Source organism: bacterium, assembly GCA_026708055.1.
In the GTDB taxonomy this organism is placed as follows: Bacteria; Actinomycetota; Acidimicrobiia; order Acidimicrobiales; family CATQHL01; genus VXNF01.
Genome location: JAPOVS010000069.1, coordinates 55,988 through 78,972, shown reverse-complemented (window position 1 = coordinate 78,972; position 22,985 = coordinate 55,988). Strand labels below are relative to the sequence as shown.

The 22,985-nt window shown below is 70.0% G+C and carries 21 protein-coding genes and 1 pseudogene; 16 read left to right on the top strand and 6 right to left on the bottom strand.

What is annotated here, in order from left to right; genetic code table 11:
• Window positions 1-181, bottom strand: a 181-nt coding sequence (locus tag OXG55_15125; GenBank protein MCY4104569.1) for a hypothetical protein, incomplete at its 3' end; no start/stop codon positions are given.
• A 14-nt stretch (window positions 182-195) separates the two neighbouring features.
• Here OXG55_15125 and OXG55_15120 point away from each other — a divergent pair.
• The 10 genes from OXG55_15120 (at window position 196) to tsaE (ending at window position 10,568) form a co-directional block, all read left to right on the top strand.
• Window positions 196-774: a Uma2 family endonuclease gene (locus OXG55_15120; protein ID MCY4104568.1), complete on the top strand. Its 579-nt coding sequence runs from the start codon at window positions 196-198 to the stop codon at window positions 772-774.
• Between the two features lie 139 nt (window positions 775-913).
• A complete protein-coding gene (locus OXG55_15115; GenBank protein MCY4104567.1) occupies window positions 914-2,299 on the top strand; it encodes a hypothetical protein in 1,386 nt (461 codons plus the stop codon).
• A 281-nt stretch (window positions 2,300-2,580) separates the two neighbouring features.
• Window positions 2,581-4,293, top strand: a complete 1,713-nt coding sequence (locus OXG55_15110) for a hypothetical protein (protein ID MCY4104566.1) — start codon at window positions 2,581-2,583, stop codon at window positions 4,291-4,293.
• A 215-nt stretch (window positions 4,294-4,508) separates the two neighbouring features.
• Complete coding sequence (locus OXG55_15105) at window positions 4,509-6,233, top strand: hypothetical protein (protein ID MCY4104565.1); 1,725 nt, start codon at window positions 4,509-4,511, stop codon at window positions 6,231-6,233.
• Between the two features lie 297 nt (window positions 6,234-6,530).
• The gene (locus OXG55_15100; protein ID MCY4104564.1) at window positions 6,531-6,962 is read left to right on the top strand and encodes a hypothetical protein; all 432 of its coding nucleotides are present in this window, start codon (window positions 6,531-6,533) and stop codon (window positions 6,960-6,962) included.
• A gap of 160 nt (window positions 6,963-7,122) precedes the next feature.
• The gene (locus tag OXG55_15095) at window positions 7,123-7,368 is read left to right on the top strand and encodes a hypothetical protein (protein ID MCY4104563.1); all 246 of its coding nucleotides are present in this window, start codon (window positions 7,123-7,125) and stop codon (window positions 7,366-7,368) included.
• Between the two features lie 116 nt (window positions 7,369-7,484).
• Window positions 7,485-7,811 carry a retropepsin-like aspartic protease gene (locus tag OXG55_15090; protein MCY4104562.1) on the top strand — a complete coding sequence of 109 codons (327 nt, stop codon included), beginning with the start codon at window positions 7,485-7,487 and terminating at the stop codon, window positions 7,809-7,811.
• A 364-nt stretch (window positions 7,812-8,175) separates the two neighbouring features.
• Window positions 8,176-8,931 (top strand): indole-3-glycerol-phosphate synthase, encoded by a 756-nt coding sequence (locus OXG55_15085; GenBank protein MCY4104561.1) that lies wholly within the window; start codon window positions 8,176-8,178, stop codon window positions 8,929-8,931.
• A gap of 232 nt (window positions 8,932-9,163) precedes the next feature.
• Window positions 9,164-9,763 carry a uracil-DNA glycosylase gene (locus tag OXG55_15080; protein ID MCY4104560.1) on the top strand — a complete coding sequence of 200 codons (600 nt, stop codon included), beginning with the start codon at window positions 9,164-9,166 and terminating at the stop codon, window positions 9,761-9,763.
• 214 nt (window positions 9,764-9,977) lie between these two features.
• Window positions 9,978-10,568, top strand: a complete 591-nt coding sequence (tsaE, locus tag OXG55_15075) for a tRNA (adenosine(37)-N6)-threonylcarbamoyltransferase complex ATPase subunit type 1 TsaE (GenBank protein MCY4104559.1) — start codon at window positions 9,978-9,980, stop codon at window positions 10,566-10,568.
• A 19-nt stretch (window positions 10,569-10,587) separates the two neighbouring features.
• Here tsaE and OXG55_15070 read toward each other — a convergent pair whose 3' ends face one another.
• The gene (locus OXG55_15070; protein ID MCY4104558.1) at window positions 10,588-11,139 is read right to left on the bottom strand and encodes a hypothetical protein; all 552 of its coding nucleotides are present in this window, start codon (window positions 11,137-11,139) and stop codon (window positions 10,588-10,590) included.
• Window positions 11,140-11,151: 12 nt separating this feature from the next.
• Entirely contained in the window at window positions 11,152-12,366 is a 1,215-nt protein-coding gene (locus tag OXG55_15065) for an XRE family transcriptional regulator (protein MCY4104557.1), read from the bottom strand.
• A 216-nt stretch (window positions 12,367-12,582) separates the two neighbouring features.
• Between OXG55_15065 and tsaB the strand changes: the two genes are divergently transcribed.
• The 3 genes from tsaB (at window position 12,583) to tsaD (ending at window position 15,206) form a co-directional block, all read left to right on the top strand.
• Window positions 12,583-13,410 (top strand): tRNA (adenosine(37)-N6)-threonylcarbamoyltransferase complex dimerization subunit type 1 TsaB, encoded by an 828-nt coding sequence (gene tsaB, locus OXG55_15060; protein MCY4104556.1) that lies wholly within the window; start codon window positions 12,583-12,585, stop codon window positions 13,408-13,410.
• A 205-nt stretch (window positions 13,411-13,615) separates the two neighbouring features.
• Window positions 13,616-14,098: a peroxiredoxin gene (locus tag OXG55_15055; GenBank protein ID MCY4104555.1), complete on the top strand. Its 483-nt coding sequence runs from the start codon at window positions 13,616-13,618 to the stop codon at window positions 14,096-14,098.
• A gap of 46 nt (window positions 14,099-14,144) precedes the next feature.
• Window positions 14,145-15,206, top strand: coding sequence for a tRNA (adenosine(37)-N6)-threonylcarbamoyltransferase complex transferase subunit TsaD (tsaD, locus tag OXG55_15050; protein ID MCY4104554.1), 1,062 nt, complete (start codon window positions 14,145-14,147; stop codon window positions 15,204-15,206).
• 143 nt (window positions 15,207-15,349) lie between these two features.
• Here tsaD and OXG55_15045 read toward each other — a convergent pair.
• From OXG55_15045 to OXG55_15035, 3 genes and pseudogenes are all read right to left on the bottom strand, one after another.
• Window positions 15,350-17,437, bottom strand: a pseudogene (locus tag OXG55_15045) (AAA family ATPase).
• A gap of 198 nt (window positions 17,438-17,635) precedes the next feature.
• Window positions 17,636-18,469 (bottom strand): ABC transporter permease, encoded by an 834-nt coding sequence (locus OXG55_15040; protein MCY4104553.1) that lies wholly within the window; start codon window positions 18,467-18,469, stop codon window positions 17,636-17,638.
• Between the two features lie 97 nt (window positions 18,470-18,566).
• Window positions 18,567-19,694: an ATP-binding cassette domain-containing protein gene (locus tag OXG55_15035; GenBank protein ID MCY4104552.1), complete on the bottom strand. Its 1,128-nt coding sequence runs from the start codon at window positions 19,692-19,694 to the stop codon at window positions 18,567-18,569.
• 254 nt (window positions 19,695-19,948) lie between these two features.
• Here OXG55_15035 and OXG55_15030 point away from each other — a divergent pair, with 254 nt between their 5' ends.
• From OXG55_15030 to OXG55_15020, 3 genes are all read left to right on the top strand, one after another.
• Complete coding sequence (locus OXG55_15030) at window positions 19,949-20,806, top strand: 3-hydroxybutyryl-CoA dehydrogenase (GenBank protein ID MCY4104551.1); 858 nt, start codon at window positions 19,949-19,951, stop codon at window positions 20,804-20,806.
• 84 nt (window positions 20,807-20,890) lie between these two features.
• Entirely contained in the window at window positions 20,891-21,376 is a 486-nt protein-coding gene (locus tag OXG55_15025) for a phosphoribosyltransferase (protein MCY4104550.1), read from the top strand.
• A 279-nt stretch (window positions 21,377-21,655) separates the two neighbouring features.
• On the top strand, window positions 21,656-22,900 hold the full coding sequence (locus OXG55_15020; protein MCY4104549.1) for a sugar ABC transporter substrate-binding protein: 1,245 nt from the start codon (window positions 21,656-21,658) through the stop codon (window positions 22,898-22,900).
• Window positions 22,901-22,985 lie beyond the last annotated feature (85 nt).

Below are 22,985 nucleotides of genomic sequence, written 5' to 3'. Positions count from 1 at the left end.
CATGTTCACGATCGTCGGGTTCGCGTTGGCGGTGGTGGGCATGTTCGCCACCATCCTCGTCGCCGGAGTCCCCGCCGCCGGCTGACCGCTCGGCCCCGGAGAACTCGGCTGTCTGTGCGGGCCCGGGCTTTGCCGCGTCCGAGGTGTCGGCGTCCTGCGCTAGCGTGAGAGTGGTCGACACGAGAGCGAGAGAGCATGACGACGACCGGGGCGAGAGGCGAGACGGCGCTGCTGACCGCGGCCGACCTGTTGCGCCTCGACGCCGAGGGAGTGCGCGGTGAACTGATCCGAGGGGAGCTCTGCGAGACCGTGCCGGCAGGACAGCGGCACGGCAAGATCGTGATGAGGTTGGGGGCGAGGCTTGTCGTCTTTGCTGAGGCGGGGCGGCTGGGGACGGTGGTGGGATCGGATTCGGGTGTTCGGCTGGAACGCGATCCCGACACGGTGCGCGAGCCCGACATTGCCTTCACGTCCGTCGAACGGCTGCCGTTGGGCGCCGAAGTGGAGGGCTACGCCGAGGTGGTGCCCGATCTGGTGGTGGAGGTGGCCTCCCCCGGTGACAGTCGGTGGGCCGCGCACGATAAGGCGCGCATGTGGCTCAGCCACGGCGTGCGCCTCGTGTGGGTGGTGTACCCGCAGACTCGCAGCGTGGAGGTGCACCGATCCGAGAGTCCCATCGAGACGATCATCGGGGAGGGGGTCTTGGACGGTCTGGACGTCGTGCCGGGTTTCTCCTGCCCGCTGAGCGAGGTTCTCGGCCCCGAGCAGCCCTGACGGCACGGGCATGGACGCCGGAGCGGATTTTGCCTGCGGTACGGCCCGAAGTACTGTCGTTTCCCTGTTCGAGTGAGGCAACCGGCCCGGCGCGGGTCGCCGGGAGCCTCGCGAAACCAAGGCAAGGACGGCAAGCGACATGCGAAAGATCCTGGTCGGCGTCCTCAGTGTCGCCGGTCTCCTCGCCGCGGTGTTGGTGCTGGCATCCGGTCCGGTCGCCGCGGTCACGGACGTGATCACGATCACGAGCGACACCGAGGTCGGCACCTACATCGTCACGTGGAGCACCGGGGGCGGCTGCGATCCCGGCGACGACACGTCCGGCGCGAGCGGCGAGGTGACGCTGACCGTCGTGGAGGGCGACACCGCCGGTGAGGGCGCCGCAGTGCAGACCGGCGTCGTGATCGACACCATCTGCACCTACAAGTGGGAGGCGGTTCTCGTCCAGGCGGACGGGTCGCGCTGCCGGGCCGCCATCGCGATCACCGACAGCGCCACCACCCTCGTGACGGGCGACTGCAACTCGGTCGAGAAGGTGACGTTCACAATGGCGGGCTACACCACCCCCGCCAGCGGGGACAAGGCCGCCGTTCCTCCGACGGCTGCGGTCCTGGGCGCCATCAGGAACACCGCGTTCACGGTGACGGCTGCCGAGAAGGTGCCGGCCGGCGCGAAGGCGGACCCCGAGTGCGCCACCGTCAGCGGCGAAACGGAGATCAACGACGCCGGCGTCAACCAGGTGGAGTTGACGCTGGTCGACGACACGTTCGACGACCGGAACTGCATCTACACCGTGACGGCCGCCCTGCCCGCCGGCTTCGCCGCCGGCGCCAGGGGCAGCAACAGCGCCGTCGTCGTGATGAACGGCCCGCCCGCCACCGGCACCGACCCGCCCAACAACCGCGCCACCCTCGACGAGGCGCCCGCTACCCCGTCCACGACCGCCCTGAACGCCAACCTCGCGGTGACCGTGGCCGCCCCCACCGTCTACCTCGTTCAGAACGTCATCGGCGACGCCGGCGGCGTCGGCGTGCAGTACGACTACAGCGCCTCCTGCGGCGCGCCCGGGCTGCCTGCCGCCCTGGGCGCCACGGCGGGCACCGGCGGCATCATCTTCAGCCCGGCGATGGCCGTCGTGGAACTGCGCACGGGCCGCTTCAACGTCAGCGCCGCGATCGGCGACAACTCCGTCGATGGCACGAAGGCCTACGCCCTGAGCGAGAAGGCCGAGTCCTGCGAGGCGGCCGTCAATGTCTCGGGCGTGCCCGCCGGCTGCTCGGTGGAGCACAACTCGCCGGTCGACCTGGTGGGCGCCGGTGACACCGTGATCATCGAGTTCACCATCGACTGCACGGCGCCGGCCGCCGAGGGCGACACGGTCGATGTCGGCGACGCGGGTGACGAGCTGGTCGATGTCGGCGACGCGGGCGACGAGCTGGTCGATGTCGGCGACACTGACGACGACATGCTCGAAATCGACGGCGGCGGCTACAGAGGTCCGCCACGGGACTCGGCCACCGGCTGACCCAACTCCGGAATCACAACCCGAGGGAGCCGGCGCAGCGCTGGCCCCCTCGCCGTTCTCGTGCTACGTCGTTCCGGCGCAGAGTCTGCCCCGGACTCGATCCGGGGCCGGAATCCAGTATCAACCAACGATGTGCAGCGACGGCCTGGATCCCGGCCTGCGCCGGGATGACGAGCGGGCGTGCTTTCCAAGGCGCCCGTATCCCCTCACTGGTGGAGGGCGACCACTACGCTGAATCCACCATCGATTCCCACCGCACCTCACCGAGGGAGCCCCACGCCGTGTCGAGACTCCGGCGCTCCACCGTCACGTTTGCCGTCCTCGCGCTCGCCGCCACCGCTCTGACGCTTGCGTCCACGCCCGCAACCGCGCAGGACGACACCCCCCCGCCCCCGCCCGAGTTCTTCATCTTCAGCAACGTCATGACCAACCCGACGACCGACAACGACAACGACGGCGTACCCGACACGCGCTGGCAGGTGAGGATCACCGCCGAGCCCCTGGGCGGCTGCACGCCCAAGCGCGCCGGCGTCTCGTACGAGTCGGTTTGGATCAACGCCGGTGAGCAGACAGGGGCTTCGCTCGCCACGGGGGAGTGCGTCTACCGCATCTCGGCCAAGGCGAGGATCGAGTCGAATCCCGACTGCACGTACCGTGGCGAACTCGCTTGGGGCGCGAGCCCCAGTGACGGCGACTACCGCGACGGCAGCGTCCTCACGTCCGGCAGGCCCGCAGGTGAGAGGCGCCTTGCGATCCGGCGCGACTCCGGCGCCGGTTGCGCCAGACCCAACCGCACCTACTTCGTGCTCGGCAGCGCCGGCATCGTGGAGGACATCCCGGGCACCCCGGCCGACCGGGAGCTCATGGCCCGTGCCCGGCAGGCCGCCACCCTCGGCGATTTCACCGTCCGGGTCGAGCCCGAACCGGGCTCGCGGGCCGTGGGCTGCGACGTGACCGCCACCTTCACCGTGCGCGGCGACGCCTCCAGCTCGCCGCAGGAGTTGGGCGCCACCGGCGACCGCTGCCCGGCGCGGGCGTCGATGGTGTCGGTCCCCGCCCACGTCAAGGTGCCTAGGGGCGGCTACGTGACCTTCGACGCCGCCCTGCCGAACATCCTCGTCGACCTCACCTCGCTCGTGCGCATGGAGGCGGCGCGCATCGCCATCGTCCAGGACGTGGCGGGCTCGGCGAGCCGGGGCGAGGCGAGCTACTCCATCGCCCGCTCCTGCGGCGGCGTGGCGCTGGCGCCGGTGCCGGCGCAGGCAGCCTCCACCCCGCTGTACGAGGGCCGCTTCACGGTGCACTCGCCGGACATCCCGCAGTTCGGGCCTGCGGGGATCTACCCGGCCGTCGCCACCGCCCACAACTCCTCGGTGGTCGTGGGCTGCGCGGTCAGCGTCACGATCAACCGCGTGCCGGCCGGTTGCACGGTCGCCGGCGGCAACACCCGGACGCTGGCCTGGTCCGCCGCCGATCCCTTCTCGCACTTCGACTTCGAGTTCGACATCGGCTGCGGCGCGGCGGTGCCTCCCACGACGCCGTCGACGCCGCCGGCCACGGAGGATCCGACCGGGACCGCACCCGGCGACGGCGCCGCCGTCGTCGAGTCGGGCACCGACACGGTGCGGATCGTGGCCCGCCGGCTCGGGAACGGGAAGATCGACTTCGGGCTGCAGCAGCGCCGGCACGACGGCTCATGGGGCGAGCGGGTGTTCCCGACCGCTCGGCTGTTCCCCACGACCGCCGCGGTGGGCAGCTGGTTGAACAGTTCCGCCATCAATCTCGGGGTGGCCGATTCGGCCGACTCCTTCGACGAGCGGGTCCGGGTGCGGATCACCGCCCGCCTGCGGTCCGACGGCAGGGTGGAGTTCGGCCTGCAGGAGCACGACGGTACCTCCTGGGGTGAGCGGGAGCTCCCCACACGCCGCTTCTTCCCCACCGGCGCGCGGGTCGACCGCTGGCTGCACAGCTCTGTCCTGGCCGTCGACGGCTGACCGGCGAGGGCACGCAACCCACTGAATCGCCGCCCCCTCGGCGTCACTGCTTGCGAGCCGCCTCGAGCCTCATCGATGTGTGCCGCGAGTGCGAGGAAGCTCCAATCGATGAGGCTCTGTCCATCCCCCTATCAGCGGCGGCACGACGCTACGCTGACACGACCACTCGTATTCTCGAATGTCGGGTTGCCCGAGCCCGGCAAGGAGGGCGCGCCGTGCTACATCTCCGACACTTCACCCGGCCTCTGGTCGTGATCGCCCTGCTGGCGACCGGCCTGGCTCTGGCGGCCGGCTCGCCGGCCGGGGCGCAGAGCACTATCAGGGTCTTCACCTTCGAAAGCGGCGAGACGGACGCCAACTGGGAGGTCCAGATCACGGCGCAGGCTCTCGGTGGCTGCAACCCCACCAATGCCCGGTCCGGACACGTGACGTCGTGGCTGGGGCCGGACGACGAGGACGGCGAGGTGTTCGACCCGGGCGTCTGCAACTACCGGATCACCGCCGTGGCGCGTCAAGTCAACAACTCCAGCCAGTTGTGCACAGCCACAGTGCAGTGGGGCTCCGGTGGCACCGCCGCTGCGTCGATCCTCACGGCCGACCGGGGTACGGAGACGACCGTCGTGGCCGTGCACACTGGTGGCAACACGCCGAGTTGCTCCGCGCGGCCCGTCCTGGCGATCACGATCGATCCCGCGGACGTGGTCGAGGCGCTGCCTGCGACCGCCAAGGACTCCAACCTGCAGGCTCGGGCCGAGCGCGCCGCGGTCATCACCGAGTTCCGGGTGCAGGTGACGCCCAAGTCCACGACCGCCGGCCGCAGCGGCTGCGACCAGACGCTGGACTTCTTCGTGCACGGCGACGGTGAGGAGGCGGAGAAGGCGCTGGGCACCATCGGTTCGGGCGTGCGCTGCGAGTTCACGATCAAGGTGAGCGAGGCGCCGGCGCCCTTCGTGATCGCCAAGCCGAACGGGGAGTCGTTCAGCACCGACGACAAGAACAGCAACACCGGCCAGATCGAGCTGGATCTCGGCGACCACGTGCGGCTGCCGTGGAACCGCATCGTCATCATCCAGGACGTGACCAACAACCCGGGCAACCAGGGGACCGCTTCCTACAAGATCACGAGCGTCTGCGCCGGCGTGGCCGCGCTGCCGCCCATCGCCGCCGCCGGAGGGTCGGGCATCTACACCCTGCCGGGCGGGCAGACGGTCGCCAGCCTCAACAACGGCCGGTTCACGGTGCACTCGCCGAACTTCGCCAACTTCGGCCCGGGCGCCTCCTACGGGGCGGTCGCCACAAGCACCACCTCCGACGAGATCGGCGGCTGCTCGGTGACCGCCACGATCGACGGCGTGTCCGCCGGTTGCACCGTCACCGGGGAGACCTCCCGCACGCTGACCTGGTCGACGGCCAACCCGCTTCGGACCTTCGACTTCGAGTTCGACATCTACTGCGGCGGGACGCAGCCGCCGGAGCCCGAGGTGCCACCGCCGCCGCCGCCGGACGGCGACTCGTCGGGGACGACCACCGATGATGCCGCGACCGCCCCGGAGGTCGGCACCCCCAACGTGCGGATCGTCGCCCGCCTGCTCGACAACGGCAAGATCGAGTTCGGGCTGCAGCAGGTGCAGCACGACGGGGAATGGAGCGACCGGGTGTTCCCGAGGGCACGGCTCTTCCCGCCCACGACCGCGGCGGGCCGCTGGCTGGTGAGTTCGGAGATCACGCTCAGTGCGGCCGAGGGGGCCAACGACTTCGCCGAGGACCTCGCGGTGCGGATCGTCGCCCGCAAGCAGGAGAACGGCAGGGTGGAGTTCGGTCTGCAGCAGCGCGACAACGGCTCATGGGGCGATCGGATGCTCCCGGAGCGCCGCTACTTCCCGACCGGCGCCAGGGTCGACCGCTGGCTCGGCAGCACCCCGATGACACTCGACCTCTAGTCCCCTCCCCGCTCCAACACCCTCGCAGTACCGGCCGCCGGGCCCAAACCCGGCGGCCGGCCGCATTCCGGCCCCTCCCTTCGTCACGCCGGCCCCCGGACGTTCCTTGCGCTCGCCCGCCCCGCCATTTCTTGCGCCCGCCCGCCCCGCCGTTTCTTGCGTTCGGTGATATAGTTCGCTCGATGGGAGCAATGTCTGCTCCCGATTGGCGAGGAGCCCTCATGGCCCGGACACCGAGGCCGGCACGTCCCGCAGGCGGGAACGCAACCGGCAGGCCAAGACCAGCAGGGAGACTCGATGACCGAGAGCGACGTGAAGACCGCGGTGCTGCACCGCAAGTTCGCTGAACACATGGACACCGAAACGGCCGACGCACTGATCGAGCGCCTCCCGCCCGACTGGGAGCAGCTGGCCACCAAGACCGACGTGGCGCGACTCGAGATCGGGGTTGGCGCGGTAGAGGCCAGGATGGGGGCGCTGGAGGCCACGGTGGAGGCCCGGGCGGCGGCGCTGGAGGCCACGGTGGAGGCCCGGGTGGGCGCGCTGGAGACCACGATGGCGACCGGGGTGGAGTCCCTGGAAGCCAAGTTGGGGGCGATGGAGGGTCGAATCAACCGGCGCGCGGCGAGCGACCTCAAGGCGATGATGTTCGCGTTCGCGGGGTTCGCATTGGCGGTCATGGGCGTGCTCGTGACCGTCCTGGTGTCCGGGGTCCCCTCCGCCGGCTGACCGCGCGGCGACCGCCTGCGTCCCGCGGCCTCCCGCCCCCCCGACACCGGCGCGAATTCCCTGATCGCCAATCGGGACTTCCGCCGATAACCCACATTGACAGCTTCAGTACAATCCGCTATAGGCACCGCCGATACCGTCCCCGCGAAAGGAGAAGTGCATGAGTGGCCACCAACCAGATCAGATCACCCTCAACGCGGACGCCTACGAGAATCATCGAGAATCGCTCGAACGCGATCATCCGGGCGAGTACGTCCTAATGCACAACGGGAAGATCATCGACACCTACGGACAACTTGAGAACGCCTACCGCGTCGGCCACGAGCGATTCGGCCACGAACAGTTCTTCATCCGCGAGATCGGAGCACCACCGGTCGATCTCGGCATCTTTTCGGCGACCGTCTAGGCCACTATCGCCAGACGCGGTATCAGCGCCACGTTCGTCTGAACACGCAACGGCAATACATCGTTCCCGTCCTGATATCCCCACCGCTTGGCCAAGGACCCGACCAGCGACCGTACCTGGCCCTCGTTGACACCGGTGCTAATACAACTGCTGTCACGAATCGGGTTCGTGAAGCCTGTTCCCTGCCAGCCATCGGCCAGGCGGAGCACAGCGTGTCGACTGCCAGCGGGATGACCAGATCCCACGAATACGGAGTTCATGTTGCTCTGGAACTCGCTTCTATGGAACCGCCCTCGCAGCCCACGCAAGTCAGTCAACTATTGCAAGTACTGATCGCATCTCCCGCTCCGGGTTACGACGTTCTGCTGGGCATGGACTTCCTGCAGCGTTTTCTGATCGTGGCCTGGGAGAGCACCATGACCATCGCGGTCGATATCGGATAGGACTCGTTGTGTAAGGGGGATTATGTGGGAAAGTGGCGAATCCCTAGGTCAAGAGCCATGTGGGGCTGGTGGAGAACTGGCTATCGGAGGCATGTTAGGGCCTAACAGGTTCGCCGCGGTCGGGGTACAGAATGAGGATGGTGCCGGGGGCCTATCGATCACGCTCCGGCTTGTAACCGGCAGATAGGCCCCGGTCCGAGGGCTGGGGGCCAGTGCCCCACAGGGATGACGTCGCCGAACTGGTTCCCAGCCACCCACCTGTCGCCCAGACGCTAGGTCAGGTGGCGGACGGCTCATGGTTGCGGGGCGGGGTTCGATCGGCCACACTCGCTCTAGCCGTATCAGACGACCGGCGAGGCACAGCATGAGTCGCACAGACCGGGCGAGCGTCGGGTTCGCCTTCCGGGACGCCCTGGCGGGCGACGGGCTGGCGGTCATCGCCGAGATCAAGCGCCGGTCGCCCTCGCGGGGGGACCTGCATCCCGGCGCCGACGCCGCCTCGCTGGCGCGCCAGTACCGCGACGGCGGTGCGGCCTGCCTGTCGGTGCTCACCGACAGCGAGCGCTTCGGCGGGTCGCCCCAGGACCTGCAGGATGCCCGCAAGGCCACCGGCATCCCCGTGCTGCGCAAGGACTTCCTGACCACCGTCGGTGACGTGCACGACAGCGCCGGCATGGGCGCCGAGGCCATCCTGGTGATCCTTCCCGACGTGGGCGGGCCGCGGATGCGGGAGATGCAGGACGTGGCTCTCGACCTGGGGCTGGACGTGCTGACCGAGGTGCGCACCGCGGAGGAGGTCGAGCTCGCCGTGGAGTGCGGCGCCTACATGATCGGCATCAACCAGCGGGACGACCCGAAGGACACCCGCTTCACCGTCGACTACACCAAGGCCGAGCGGATGGCCGGCATGTTCGACCGGTTCGACGACGGGATCCTGTGGATCGCGCTGTCGGGCATGGGCGTGCCCGGCGGGACCGCGCTCAGCGCCGTCGCCGGCGCCGGCTACGACGCCGCCCTGATCGGCGAGGCCCTCGTCACAGCCACCGACCCCACCGCCACACTCCAGGAGCTACTGGCCTCAGCCGGCCAACCAGCCCCCGCCAGCGCCACAGGCTCCTGACCCGGCCGGCCAACCCCCTGCCGCAGCCAGCTCTAAGCGCTGAGTGTCGCTCGGCGGCAGCGCCGGTCTCCTCCTCGTCGTTTCAATCTGACGGGAGACTCGGGATCGCCTCCAAGCACCTTCATGATCGTGAAAGGTTCTGCCCACCGTACCAGCTGCACCACTCCTGTGCCATCCTGGCGTCTCGCCGCCGTCGTGTGGCGCCGGCTTGGCGTGTGGTAGGTATCGCGTGATGAGTGACGTGGACTTCGGCTCTCTGGATTTGGAGCAGCTGGCGGAGGTGGCGGCGGACTGCACCCGCTGCCCGCTGTCCGGCGGGCGCACCACCGTGGTGTTCGGCACCGGCGACCCCGCAGCCGACCTCATGTTCGTGGGGGAGGGGCCCGGTGCCGAGGAGGACCGCCAAGGCCTGCCGTTCGTGGGCCGCTCCGGGAAGCTGCTCGACGAGCTGCTGGCCCAGGAGGTGGGACTCGACCGCTCGGCGGTGTACATCGCCAACGTGGTGAAGTGCCGCCCGCCCGAGAACCGTGATCCGGAGCCCGAGGAGATCGCCGCCTGCCGCCCCTACCTGCAGCGCCAGGTGGAGTTGGTGGTGCCCCGCGTGCTGGTCACCCTGGGCAACTTCGCCACCAAGTTGCTGCTCGACACCAAGGACGGCATCACCAAGCTGCGGGGCCGCCGCTACGCCTGGGGAGACGGCGTGGTGCTGGTGCCCACCTACCACCCGGCCGCCCTGCTCCGAGGCGGCAGCGAACGAGTAGCCGAGGCCCGAGCCGACCTGGTCCGAGCCAGGCTCTCCCTCATGGAGGCAATGGAGCCCCCCACCCCCTGAGAGTCCCCGCTCCTCCGGCGCCCACGCAAGCACGTCCCGTCACGCACCGCTGGCTCCGTCTCGCACCCTCTCCGTGTCGTCTCTCGCCCGTCGTCCTGGTCGTGGCGTCGTTGTCCCAGTGCTCGTCCCCGAATGTCATTCCGGCGCAGGCCGGAATCCAGGCCTCTGCAGTCCGGCGACGCGTGCCGCCGCCCGCTGGGCACACTCTTGGGGCATGGTGACCGACGTCCGGTACTCCATCGAGCTGCGTGGCCTGCCGGCGACGCAGCGGCTGGCCGAGTCGGTCGCGGCGGTGCTGCGACCGGGCGACGTGCTGGGCCTCGACGGCGACCTGGGGGCCGGCAAGACCACCTTCGTGCGCTTCCTGGCCCGAGCGCTGGGCGTCACCACCCCGGTCACCAGCCCCACCTTCACGCTGGCCAACACCTACGAGGCCCGCCCGCCCGCCGACCGGCCGCTCCTGATCCACCACATCGACGCCTACCGCCTCGACGGTGACGCCGACGCCGAGGACCTCGCCCTGCCTGAACTGCTCGACAGCGGTGGCATCGTGGTCGTCGAGTGGGCCGAGCGGCTGACCCTGCCCGACGACCGCCTCGACCTCCACTTCCAGTTCCCGCCCGATCCCAGTGCCGCCCCCGTCTCCAGTCCGACCGAACGCACCGATGCCGATCCCCGCGTTGCCGCGCGGCCTACCCCCACTGGCACTGCACCTTCGCCCGCCGACACCCGAATCGTGACCGTCACGCGTCGCGGCCATTCGTGGCAGGATCGGCCCCCCTCGCCGCCGAGACGTAGGCGCTGACGGACTGGTTGCAACGACGTCAAGCGAAGTACGCAGGACTCCGCAGGACACGATGTTCAGGCCGGAACGAACGGCCGGCGGCTTCCATGCCGTCGGCGATCCCAGCGGCGTCCACAGCGGTGATCTCGCCCATTGCAACCGCCGATCGGAGTATGTGGATCGAGTCGAACACCCTGCCAGGACCCAGCGACGGTCGGCGGCGAGCGAAGTCGTACGCGCCGTTGTCGTCTGTGGCGAAGTCTCCTCCGTGCTTCTCGGCGAAGTAGATGCCCTCGGCCTCGCCCCTGTGGTCAACCGCAGGCCACCGGCCATCATTGAGGCCGACCTGTAGGCGATAGATGGTCTTGAATTCCCTGCTGCCTGACGGGATCGCCGGTCGCCCGAGCCAGAACTCGTCGAGGATGTGCGAGCAGTGGTCCTCGCCGGCGCTGGCGGCCGATTCGAGTTCATTCTTGATCGCCTCCGTCCATCGTGGCTCGGGCCGGTCACCATGCCGGACCTCCAGAACGGACAGGTTCGCGGCCGCAGCGAAGTGGCGGAGCGTGACGGTGTCGTGGAGCACCGGGTTCATGTTGGCCGCTCGTTACGCGGCGAAGGGATCAGCGTCGAAGCTCGACAGAGCATCCTCAGGTGAGCCGGGCGGGGGCGAATAGTCGGTATTGATGGCATCCGAGGCGTCTTGGCCCATCATTTCGATCATCTCGATCATTTCGTCAACGGGTACGCCGAGAAGTCCTGCGAGCGGTGCTGCGCTGATCGTTCCATCCAGGACGCCCCCGACGCATCGAGACGCGAGCAAGACGGGTGGTCGCCTCTCCGGTCTCGACCCACGGGCCACGAGCAGCGCGCGAGAACTCCTCTCGTCGTCGAGTTGATGGAGAAGCCCTGCCCAGCCCGCGGCCTTGAGACGATCTCGGCCGGGTGCATCGATGATTCGTAGGTTGTGAAGCCGATAGATGAGCGATTCGTAGCTCACACCGAATTGCGTGAGCATTTGCGTCAGAGCACCTGCAGTGCGTCCGTGGTCGTCGATGATTGTCTTGATCTCGGACTCGGGCATCAGAAAGGCGGCAGCGAATGCGTTCGCCAGCCGTTCTTCGTCGGTTCGCGCCATCAGGTCCACGTCGACGTTGAGCGTCGCGCCTTCGCGATGGAGGAGGTGGCCGAGTTCGTGGGCGAGCGTGAACAGCGCTCGCGGTCTTGGCCGGTCCGCATTGACCAGGATGAAGGGGAATTCCGCGTCGGTGATAGAGGCGCCCTCGCTTGCGTGGTCGCCGAGGCGTTCGACCATGACGTCGGCCGGCAGGTGTGTTTCGACCGCTTGTGCCAGGGTTGTGAATGGGTCGTCAACGGTGGCCGGATCGTCCTCTTCCTGGCTGGGATAGAGCCGATCGGAGGCCCACTCCGCCAGAGCGTTCGCATGTTCGAGCCATGTTGCGAATGGCCCTTGCGGCAGCTCGCCGAAATCGGTATTCGCACCGTGGCCGCCATCACTCAGCACCTGATGAAGCTCTACGAGCGCGGTAAGCCGCATTGCAGCATCCCGGCTCGAATTCTCGTCGCCGTTCGTGCGGTGCGCAATTGGGAGCCGTCCAAGCAGCGAATCCGGTTCGAGGATCGCGAGCTGTGAGACGTTAAGCCCACTCGCGATAGCTGAGAGTTCGCCGGACGTGGCCGGTCGGCGGTCGCATTCCAAGTCGGAGACGATAGCGGGGTTAAGACCTGATGTTTCGGCCAACTCGGATACCTGGAGACCGGCAGCCTCTCTCAGGCACCGGATCCGGCGGCCGATGGACACAGAACAAATGCTACACCCGCCGTGATCTGCACAGCAGCGTCGAGCGATGGGTGGACGCCTAGACAGAGGACCTGTACGGGGGATGCGCCTGCTGCACGCCTATGCCGGATGCGTCAGCCGCGCTGCGAAGCCGGCGAGAGGTGAAACGGGCTTTCCGGTGCTGGTAGACAGGGCGGACAACCTCGGTGGTCGAGACGGAGGCAAGGCTGAGCGACCATGCTGATTCTGGGGATCGAGAGCGCTTCTGACCAGTGCGGTTGTGCTCTGGCCGCCGAGGACGGCGTTCTCGCCGAGACTCGCTTGGCGCTGCCCCGCCGGCATGCCGAGGCTCTGGCACCGCAGATGCGGTTCGTCTGCGAGCAGGCAGGGGTGGCTCTCGCCGACATCGAGGCGGTCGCCGTGGACCACGGTCCGGGGCTCTACACGGGCCTGCGGGCCGGCCTGGCCACCGCCAAGGCCACCGCCGCGGCACTGGAGATCGGCGTGGTGCCCGTCGGGAGTCTCGAGGCGCTGGCGTACGGCGCCGCGGCCGTCGCCCGGCCGGGCGAGACCGTCCTCAGCGTGCTCGACGCCCGGCGCGGTGAGGTCTTCTGGGCCTGGTACCGCATCGCCGTACCGGCGCCCAACCCCCCGGCTCCGGACCCGCCGGCTGCGGCCCCGAGCAGCGCCACCGACCTGTCCGGCGGGTCTGCCGGCGGCGAAGGCGATCCGTCCTCGGCCGGCTACACGAGGCTGGTCCAGCTCAGCGCCCCCCAGGTCGGCCCCCCGACGGACCTGCCGGCGGCACTCTCCTCGGGTGACCGTCCGACCGGCCGCACCGTCGTCGTGGGCGACGGTGCCCTCCGCCACGCCGACCTGCTGGCGGTCGACCACGTCGTGCTCGCCGGCCCGGAGTTGCGCTTCCCATCGCCGGCGGCGGTCGCGCTACTCGGCCGCCGGCGAGCCCTCGCCGGCGGAACCGTCACCCCCGAACAGGTCGACGCCCTCTACCTCAGATCCCCCGACGCCCAACCCCAGTCGAGTGCCGGGTCGCCGAACTCTTGAGACCGGATTCTCGAGGCCGGATTCTCGAGGCCGGATTCTCGAGGCGAGATTCTTGAGGCGGGATTCTGGGGCGGGACTCTGGGGCGGGATTCGCGAGGCCACGGAGAACCCTCGTAGGCTCAACCGGCCAGAGTGAGAATCAATCACTCGTTCAATCTTCCGAGAAGCCCCGACACGGGGCACGAACACGGTGAGGGAGCGCAACATGACGATTGCGGTTGGAGACACGATTCCCGATGTCGAGGGGAAGATGCTCGATGCCGACGGCAACCCCCAGTCGGTGCAGACCGGCGAGCTGATGGGCACGGGCAGGGTGGTGCTGTTCGCGGTGCCCGGGGCGTTCACGCCGGGTTGCTCACGGGTCCACCTGCCGGGCTTCGTGGCGGGCCGCGACGAGCTCGCCGCCAAGGGCGTCGACAAGGTCGTCTGCACGTCGGTGAACGACGCCTGGGTCATGGACGCCTGGGGCCGCTCGGCCGGCGCCGACGACATCGTCATGCTCGCCGACGGCAACGGCGACTTCGCCGGGGCGCTGGGCCTCACCATGGACGCGACCGGCTACGGCCTCGGCCTGCGCTCGATGCGCTACGCCGCCGTCATCCAGGACGGCGTCGTCGAGGCGCTGGAGGTCGACAACACCGGCAAGATCGAAGCCTCCGCCTGCTCGGCGATCCTCGAGATCCTCTAGCGCCCACCCCGGCCCGGCAGCGCCTGACGGCCCTATCGTCCAGGGCATGACCGTCGACCCCGCCGGCGCCGCCGCGGCGGTGCCGGGCATCGAGACTGTGCTCGGTATCGAGACTTCCTGCGACGAGACGGCGGCGGCCGTCGTCGCCGGCGGCCGCGAGGTGCGCTCGTCGGTGGTCACCAGCCAGATCGACCTGCACCGGGCGTTCGGCGGCGTCGTGCCCGAGATCGCCGGCCGGGCCCATTTGGAGTTGCTTCCGGCCGCTGTCGAGCAGGCGCTCGCCGAGGCCGGGGTGGCGATTCCCGACCAGCCTCCCAGCGCCGTCGCCGCCACCGCCGGGCCGGGCCTGCTCGGCGCCCTCGTCGTGGGCGTCTCCACCGCCAAGGCCCTGGCGCTGGCCTGGGACGTTCCGTTCGTGGCCGTCAACCACCTCGAGGCGCATCTCTACGCAGCCTTCCTGGACGGCGCCGGGCAATCGATCCCCAGCCTGCCGATGATCGTGCTGCTGGTGTCCGGCGGGCACACCATGCTCATCGAGATGACCGGCCACGGCCGCTACGAACTGCTGGGCCAGACCCTCGACGACGCCGCCGGCGAGGCCTACGACAAGGTGGCCCGCCTGCTGGGCCTCGGCTACCCGGGCGGCCCGGCCATCGATCGCCTCGCAACCGAAGGCGACCCCGAAGCCGTCCGCTTCCCCCGCCCCATGCTGGCCGACGGCCTGGACTTCTCGTTCTCGGGCCTCAAGACCGCAGTGGCGGTCCACCTGCGCCGCCACCCCGCCGCCGACCGGGCCGCCCAGGCAAACGCGGCGGCCTCGTTCCAGCGGGCCGTCGTCGACGTTCTGGCGACCAAGACGCTGCGGGCCGCCGAAGCCCGGGGCATCTCGAGTCTCTGCCTGGCCGGGGGAGTGGCCGCCAACTCCGAGCTGCGCGCCCGCTTCGAGGCCCTGGGCGCCCAGGACTACCAGGTCTTCATCCCCACCAGGGCCATGTGCACCGACAACGCCGCCATGGTCGCCGCCGCCGGCTGGCACCAACTCCAACGCCAGGGCCCCTCCCCCCTGGAGGCCGCCCCCAAAGCCACCTGGCTCATCCCCCAGACCTGACTCGAGTCCGGGGCCGGCGACATCCGGACCGAGCCGGCATTCGAGCAGGCGGCTCATGCACCCGATTCCGGGCTGTGATAAAATAGGGAAATTACCCACCCGGCCCTGTTGGGGCCGGGTTTCTTGTTCCCGGGGACCGGCTCCTACTTGTCAGCCGATTTGTCAGCCGGCCGGGCCCAGGTGTGGCGGATCCCGGGCCGGGTCCACAGTTCGAGTTCGGTGTCGTCGCCGGCGGCGGCCTCTGCCATGACCTGATCGCCGTCGCCGACGTGCCCGTTCAGCACGGCCGTGGCGATGGGGTCGGTCAGCCGCCGCTGGATCACCCGGCGCAGCTCCCGGGCGCCGAACTCCGGCGACCAGCCCTCCTCCAGGAGTATCCCGCGGGCCGCCTCGGTCACCTCCAGGCTGATGCGCCGCTCCGCCAGCCGCTCCCGCAGCCGGTCCAGCTGCAGCTCCAGGATCGTCGCCATGTTCTCGTGGCTCAGCGCGTCGAACCGCACGATCTCGTCGATCCGGTTCACCAGCTCGGGCCGGAACAAGTCCCGGGGATCGCCCGGCAGGTTCGACGTCATGATCACCACCACGTTCGTGAAGTCCACGGTGCGGCCCCGACCGTCGGTCAGCCGCCCGTCCTCCAAGAGTTGCAGCAGCACGCCGAACACCTCCGGGTGCGCCTTCTCCACCTCGTCCAGCAGCACTACCGCGTAGGGCCGGCGCCGCACCGCCTCGGTCAGCTGGCCGCCCTCGTCGTACCCCACGTACCCCGGCGGCGCCCCGATGAGGCGGCTCACCGAGTGGCGGTCCAGGTACTCGCTCATGTCGATGCGCACCATGGCCCGCTCGTCGTCGAACAGCGCCTCGGCCAGCGCCCGGGCCAGCTCGGTCTTGCCCACGCCGGTGGGCCCGCAGAACAGGAACGACCCCACCGGCCGCCCCGGGTCGCTCAGCCCCGCCCGGTTGCGCCGGATGGCGTTGGCCACGGCGGCCACCGCGGTGTCCTGGCCGACCACCCGGTGGTGCAGCACCTTCTCGAGGTGCACCAGCTTGTCGATCTCGCCCCGCAGCAGCCGCGCCACGGGGATGCCGGTGGCCTGCGCCACCACCTCGGCGATGTCGCCGTCGTCCACCTCCTCCTTGAGCATGCGCCGGTCGGCCTGCAGCGCCGCCAGCTCCGCGGTGGCGGCCTCGATCGCCGCGGTCGCCTCGGGCAGCCGCCCGTAGATGATCTCCGCCGCACCGGCCAGGTCGCCGGCCCGCTGGCAGGCCTCGGCGGCCGTGGCCAGCTCGGTGTGGGTCCGCTTCAGTTCCCGCAGGCCCCCGATGGCGGCCTTCTCCGCCTCCCAGTGGGCCCGCATGTCGTCGAGGTCGGCCTGCACGGTGGCCAGTTCGGCCTCCAGGGCCGCCAGACGCTCCCTGGACACGGAGTCCTTCTCGGCGGCCAGCGCCACCCGCTCCAGCTCCAGCTGCGCCACCCGCCGGTGCGCTGCGTCCACCTCGGTGGGCATGGAGTCCACCTCCATGCGCAGCATGCTGGCCGCCTCGTCCACGAGGTCGATGGCCTTGTCGGGCAGGAACCGGTCCGACACGTAGCGGTCCGACAGCCCCGCGGCCGCCACCAGCGCCACGTCGGCGATGCGCACACCGTGGTGCACCTCGTAGCGCTCCCGCAGCCCCCGCAGGATGGCGATGGTGTCCTCCACGGTCGGCTCGCCCACCAGCACCGGCTGGAAGCGCCGCTCCAGGGCGGCGTCGGTCTCGATGTGGGTGCGGTACTCGTCCAGCGTGGTGGCGCCGATCATGTGCAGGTCGCCCCGGGCCAGCGCGGGCTTCAGCATGTTGGAGGCGTCCATGGCCCCCTCGGCCTTGCCGGCTCCCACCACGATGTGCATCTCGTCGATGAAGGTGATGATGCGCCCGTTGGACGCCACGATCTCCTCTAGGACGGCCTTCAGCCGCTGCTCGAACTCGCCCCGCAGCCCCGACCCGGCCACCATGGCGGCGATGTCCAGGGCGATGACCTGCCGGTCGGCCAGCGTGCTGGGCACGTCCCCGGCGGCGATCCGCTGCGCGAGTCCCTCCACGATCGCCGTCTTGCCCACGCCGGGCTCGCCGATGAGGATCGGGTTGTTCTTGGTGCGCCGCGACAACACCTGCACGGTGCGGCGGATCTCATTGTCCCGGCCGATCACCGGATCCAGCTCATCCTCCCGAGCCAAAGCCGTCAGATCCCGCCCGAACACCTCCAGGGCACTGGGCGCCTCCTGGGATGTCCCGGGCTCCGGATGACCAGGATGACCAGACTGACGATTCACGGAATCCTCCTTGGGGTAGCGTTGGGGCTTGTCGGCTGTCGAGTCGCGTGTCGATCTCGCAACTACGTCAACAAGCCGCCACCACCGGCTATTCCGTGCGGGCCCGCAGGCCGCGGCTCAGGGCCGAGTGCGGCTCCGGAGGGCGGAGAAGGCCAGGTACTGCGACAGGGCGCCGATTCCGCCGACGGCGGCCATTGTCTTGCCCAGCGCGGCGCCGTCCCAGCCGACCACGAGGGTGCGCAGCCCCTCGATGATGTAGGTCACCGGGTTCCAGGCGGCGATGGCCGCCAGCCAGCCGGTCAGGGCGTCACGGGGCATCCAGGCGGGCGTGAGGAACACCAGCGGGAAGAACAGCAGGAACGAGTTGTTGACCGCCGTCGGGTTGCCGGTCCGCAGCGCGATCGCATAGGGGAACCCCGTGTACGACAGCCCCCACACGGTGACGATGGCCACGAAGGTGATGATCCCGGCGATGCCGGTGGCGAACCGCACCCCCAGCGCCAGCCCCATCGCCAGCACCGGCAGCGACAGGAACAGCAGCACGATCGTGTCGGCCACGAACATGCCCAGCAGCAGCGCCCAGCGGTTCATCGGCGTCAGCAGCAGCCGCTCGAAGTAGCCGCCCTGGACGTCCAGCACCAGGCTGTGGGCCCGGGAGATGCCGGTCACGGTCATCACCAGCGCCAGCGGCAGCTGGAAGGCCTTGTAGTCCAGGCCGATGTTGGCGAAGCCGGCCACGTCCTGCAGGGCGCCGATGGTCACCGCGTAGAAGAAGATCGGCACGATCAGCGCCGGGATGATCGCCGCCATGTCCCGGGGCAGCAGGATCACCGCCCGGTGCCCCACGGCGAACAGGTCGTGCCAGAAGCCCCGGTTCCGGGCCCCGATCGGGGCGCTGTCACCGCCGAGGCCGGAACCCTCGGTGCGTTCTCGAATGGATGCCTCGCTCATCTGAATCGCCACCCCTGCGTCGGTCGTCGTCTCATGGTCGATCCTTCCGCCTTCGGTGGCCCCGGCTGACCACTCGGGACTCGCCCCGGCCGATCCCTCAGGATTCGCCCCGGCCGGTTGCGTCCTCGCCGCCGCCCGCGTCGTCGTCCACCACGATGTGCCGGCCCGTGAGGTCCAAGAACACGTCGTCCAACGTCGGCCGGCGCAGCGCGATGTCCATGACCGGCAGATCAGCGCCCGACAGCGCCACGGCCACGGGGCTGATCGTGGCCGCGCCGTCCTCGGTGGCCACCGTCACCTCGTGCCCGTGCGCCTCGACACCCGACACACCCGGCAGTCCCTCCAGCGCCGCCACCGCCCGGGCGACCGTGCCGTCGCCTCCGACGCTCCGGTCGCCTCCGACCCCCTCGATCCCATCGACCCCCTCGGCCAGGCGCACCACGATCACGTCCGTGCCGATCCGGCGCTTCAGTTCCTCCGGCGGCCCCTCGGCCCGCAGCAGCCCCTCGTCGATGATGCCCACCCGGTCGGCCAGCGCGTCGGCCTCCTCGAGGTACTGGGTGGTGAGGAAGATCGTCATGCCGAAGTCGGCGCGCAGCCGGGCCACCTGCTCCCACACCGCGGCCCGCGACACCGGATCCAGCCCGGTGGTGGGCTCGTCCAGGAACAGGATGCGCGGGTTGTGGATCAGCGACGCCGCCACGTCCAGGCGCCGCTTCATGCCCCCCGAGTAGGTCTTGATGCGCCGGTCGATGGCCGAGACGTCCAGGATCGGCGACACCTCGCCGATGCGTTGCTCCACCTCGGCCCGGTTCAAGCCATAGAAACGCCCCTGCAACCGCAGCAGCTCCCGGCCGGTGAGGTTCTCGTCCAGCGCCCCCTCCTGCAGCGTCACCCCGATGGCGAGGCGCACCTGTCCTGCCTCCCGCATGATGTCGAAGCCCGCCACCGTGGCGCTGCCGGCGCTGGGTCGCAGCAGCGTGCACAGCATCCGCGTGATCGTGGTCTTGCCGGCGCCGTTGGGCCCCAGGAAGCCGTAGACCTCGCCGAGGGCGACCTCCAGGTCCACGCCGTCCACGGCCCGCACCTCGCCGAAGTGCCGGGTGAGCCCCCGGGCCACGATGCTGGCGTCGCCGTTCGGGCGGGCACCGCCGGGGCCGTCGGCAGGGACGCCGACAGGAGAAGCATCGGCGGAGGGATCAGGGTGCGAACGAGGTCCAGCCATGACCGTCGGCACGATATCCGGGGCGCGGCGCTCACCATCCCGCCGCCTCGCAACTGGCGTCTCGCAGCCGCCGCCGCGTCGCAGCCGCCGCCCCGTAACCCACCCCAACCGTCATCCCGGCGAAGGCCGGGATCCAGAGCGCCCCCGCCCGTCCGGGATGCTCCACGGCCCGGAGCGGGCAAACTACGGTCGCAGCCGTTCCACCGGCCGGTGCGGATCGCAGCAAGCGGCGGAGAGTCACGAGGCGGAGGGATCTGATGGATATCCAAAGGGTCGGGGTCGTGGGCGGCGGGACGATGGGTTCGGGCATCGCCGAGGTGTGCGCCCGCAGCGGCCTCGACACCGCCGTCGTCGAGATCGACGCAGCCGCCGTCGAGCAGGTGCAGCGCCGCATCGCCAAGTCGCTCGGCAGGGCCCAGGACCGGGGCCGCATCACCGCCGAGGCCCACGACGCCGCCGTCGCCAACCTGTCCTACTCCCACGACCTCGCCGACCTGGCCGACCGCGACCTGGCCATCGAGGCCGTCATCGAGAACCTCGACGAGAAGCGCCGCATCTTCGGCGTGCTCGACGAGATCACCCCGCCACACGCCACCCTGGCCTCCAACACCTCGTCCATCGCCATCATCGACGTCGCCACCGCCACCCGGCGCCCCAGCCAGGTCGTCGGCATGCACTTCTTCAACCCCGCCACGGTCCAGCCCCTCGTGGAGGTGGTCCGCTCGGTGGCCAGCGACGAGGCCGTCGTCGAGGCCGTCGCCGCCTTCGGCACCGAGAAACTCGGCAAGCACGTCATCCGCTGCGAGGACCGGGCCGGCTTCGTGGTGAACCGCCTGCTGGTGCCCTACCTGCTGGCGGCCATCGAGCTGGCCGACTCCGGCCAGGCCACCGTCGCCGACATCGACGCCGGCATGAAGCACGGCTGCGCCCATCCCATGGGCCCCCTGGAGCTGTGCGACCTCATCGGCCTGGACGTCATAGAGGCGGTCGCCGAGGTGATGCACGCCGAGTACGCCGAGCGCCTCTACGCCCCGCCGCCGCTGCTGCGCCGCATGGTGGCCGCCGGCCGCCTCGGCCGCAAGACGGGCGCCGGCTTCTACGACTACAACTAGCGGTGGAGACCGGCGGCCGCAGCCGAGCCACCGGGTGACCGACCCACACGGACAGCCCACACGGACAGATCGAGGGGAGCGCCGATGAGCGAGCAGCGGGAGATCCTGACCTGGGAGGCCTACGGCGTCGGCGCCCGGAAGTTGGCGCAGATGGTCGTGGAATCGGACTACCGGCCCGACGTGATCCTGTCGATCGCCCGGGGCGGCCTGTTCATCGCCGGCTCCCTGGGCTACGCCCTCAGCACGAAGAACATCTTCGTGATGAACGTGGAGTACTACACCGACATCGACGAGCGCCACGACGTGCCGATCGTGCTGCCGCCCTACCTCGAGCTGGTGGACCTCGACGGCGCCAGGATTCTCATCGCCGACGACGTCGCCGACACCGGCCACACCCTCGAGATAGTGCGCGACTTCTGCACCGCCAAGGTCGGCGAGGTCCGCACGGCCGTGCTCTACGAGAAGCCCCGATCGGTGGTCCGCTGCGACTACGTCTGGCGCCGCACCGACCTCTGGATCGACTTCCCCTGGTCCTCCGAACCGCCCCTGGTCGGAGGGCCGGCTCACTGACGCCGACCCTCGCCCGCCGCCGAAGCCGGCGGGACGGCAACCCCGCGAAACGGTGAGGCCCCGGGATCGCCGGGAGCCGCCCGCACGGTCCTCCGACCGCCCCTTCTTCGGGCCGGGTCGGCGGGCTCGCGCTGCACCGAACCAGCACCAAACCATCGGTTGACCGGCGCGACGGCCCGGTGTTAGCCTCCCCGTCGCCAAAGTTCCCACCGGGTCGTTCTCAACCGCACGGCTCACCGGGAGCGCTACCTGCCGGCAAACACGAGAGGGGAATCCGGCATGCGGAAGAAGACTTTGATCGCGGTCGTTGGCATCTTTGCCGCACTCGCACTCGTCGCGGCTGCCTGCGGCGAGGACGACTCCGGGGACACCGCGGCCCCGGCGCCCGCACCGGCGCCCGAGCCCGCGCCTGCTCCCGAACCCGCGCCGGCACCCGAGCCCGCACCGGCACCTTCGCCGGATCCGGCTCCCGAGCCGCCACCGCCGCCCGAGCCGGCGCCGGAGCCGCCACCGCCGCCGCCCGAGCCGGTCGTGCTGAACGAGGCGTACTTCAGCACGCCGCTGGACTGCGACGTGAACTCCACCACGGAGGATCTCGTCAACTACACCCCACCGGCCGCCGACGGCGACTACGAGATCGACTTCATGCAGGTCAGCCTGGCCGCCGAGTACTACCAGGCCATGGCCTACGGCGCCGAGCAGGCCGCAGCGGACGCCACCGCGGCCGGCGGCGGCACCGTGACGGTCCGCCACACCGCCGGCGTGGGCTACACCGGCCCGGCGGATCAGCTGGCCGACGCCGAGAACATCCTGCAGCGCGGCCCCGACGCCATCATCCTGGCTCCGGTGGACACGGCCGGCTCGGTCGCCATCGTGGACGCCGCCGACGCGGCAGGCGTGCCCGTCGTGAACGTCTCCACCGAGGTTCCCGACGGCAGGGTCTACATGATCATGCAGGACGACTACCTGTTCGGGAAGGCCGGCGCGGACGCCATCGCCGCGCTGGTGCCCGAGGGCGGCAAGGGCGTCGTCATGGCCGGCCCCGCCAACGCCACCTGGTCGAAGAAGCGCCACGTGGGCTTCGTGGACCGCGTCGAGGAGGCCTACCCGAACCTGGAGATCATCGAGGCGCCCAACCAGCTGGTGGATCCCGAGGAGGGCCTCGCCGACTTCATGAACGTGGTCGCCGGCAACCCGGAGATCGACTGGATCTACGCCGCGCACTTCGCGCTGCTGCTGCCGATCACCATCCCGGAGGAGTACGCCGACGTGCCCTACGTGGCCTCGGACTTCACGAACTTCTCCCAGCCGTGGATCCACGACGGCAGCGCCGACGCCCTGTTCCTGGTCAGCCCGTACTGGATGGGCTACGTCGGCCTCGGCACCGCGGTCGCGGTCCTCAACGGCCAGGACGTGCCACGCATCAACTGCGTGCCGTTCCCGGTGGTCGACCAGTCCAACGTGGACGAGGACTGGGTGCAGATCGAGCTGATTCCCGAGGGCTGGCAGGCCGAGGTCGGCTAGCCCCCCGGGGTACCGCCGGGCGGCGTGACGGCTGCCCGGCGGGGGACATCTGACCGGAATCAACGAGGGAGCGAAACGCTGCAGG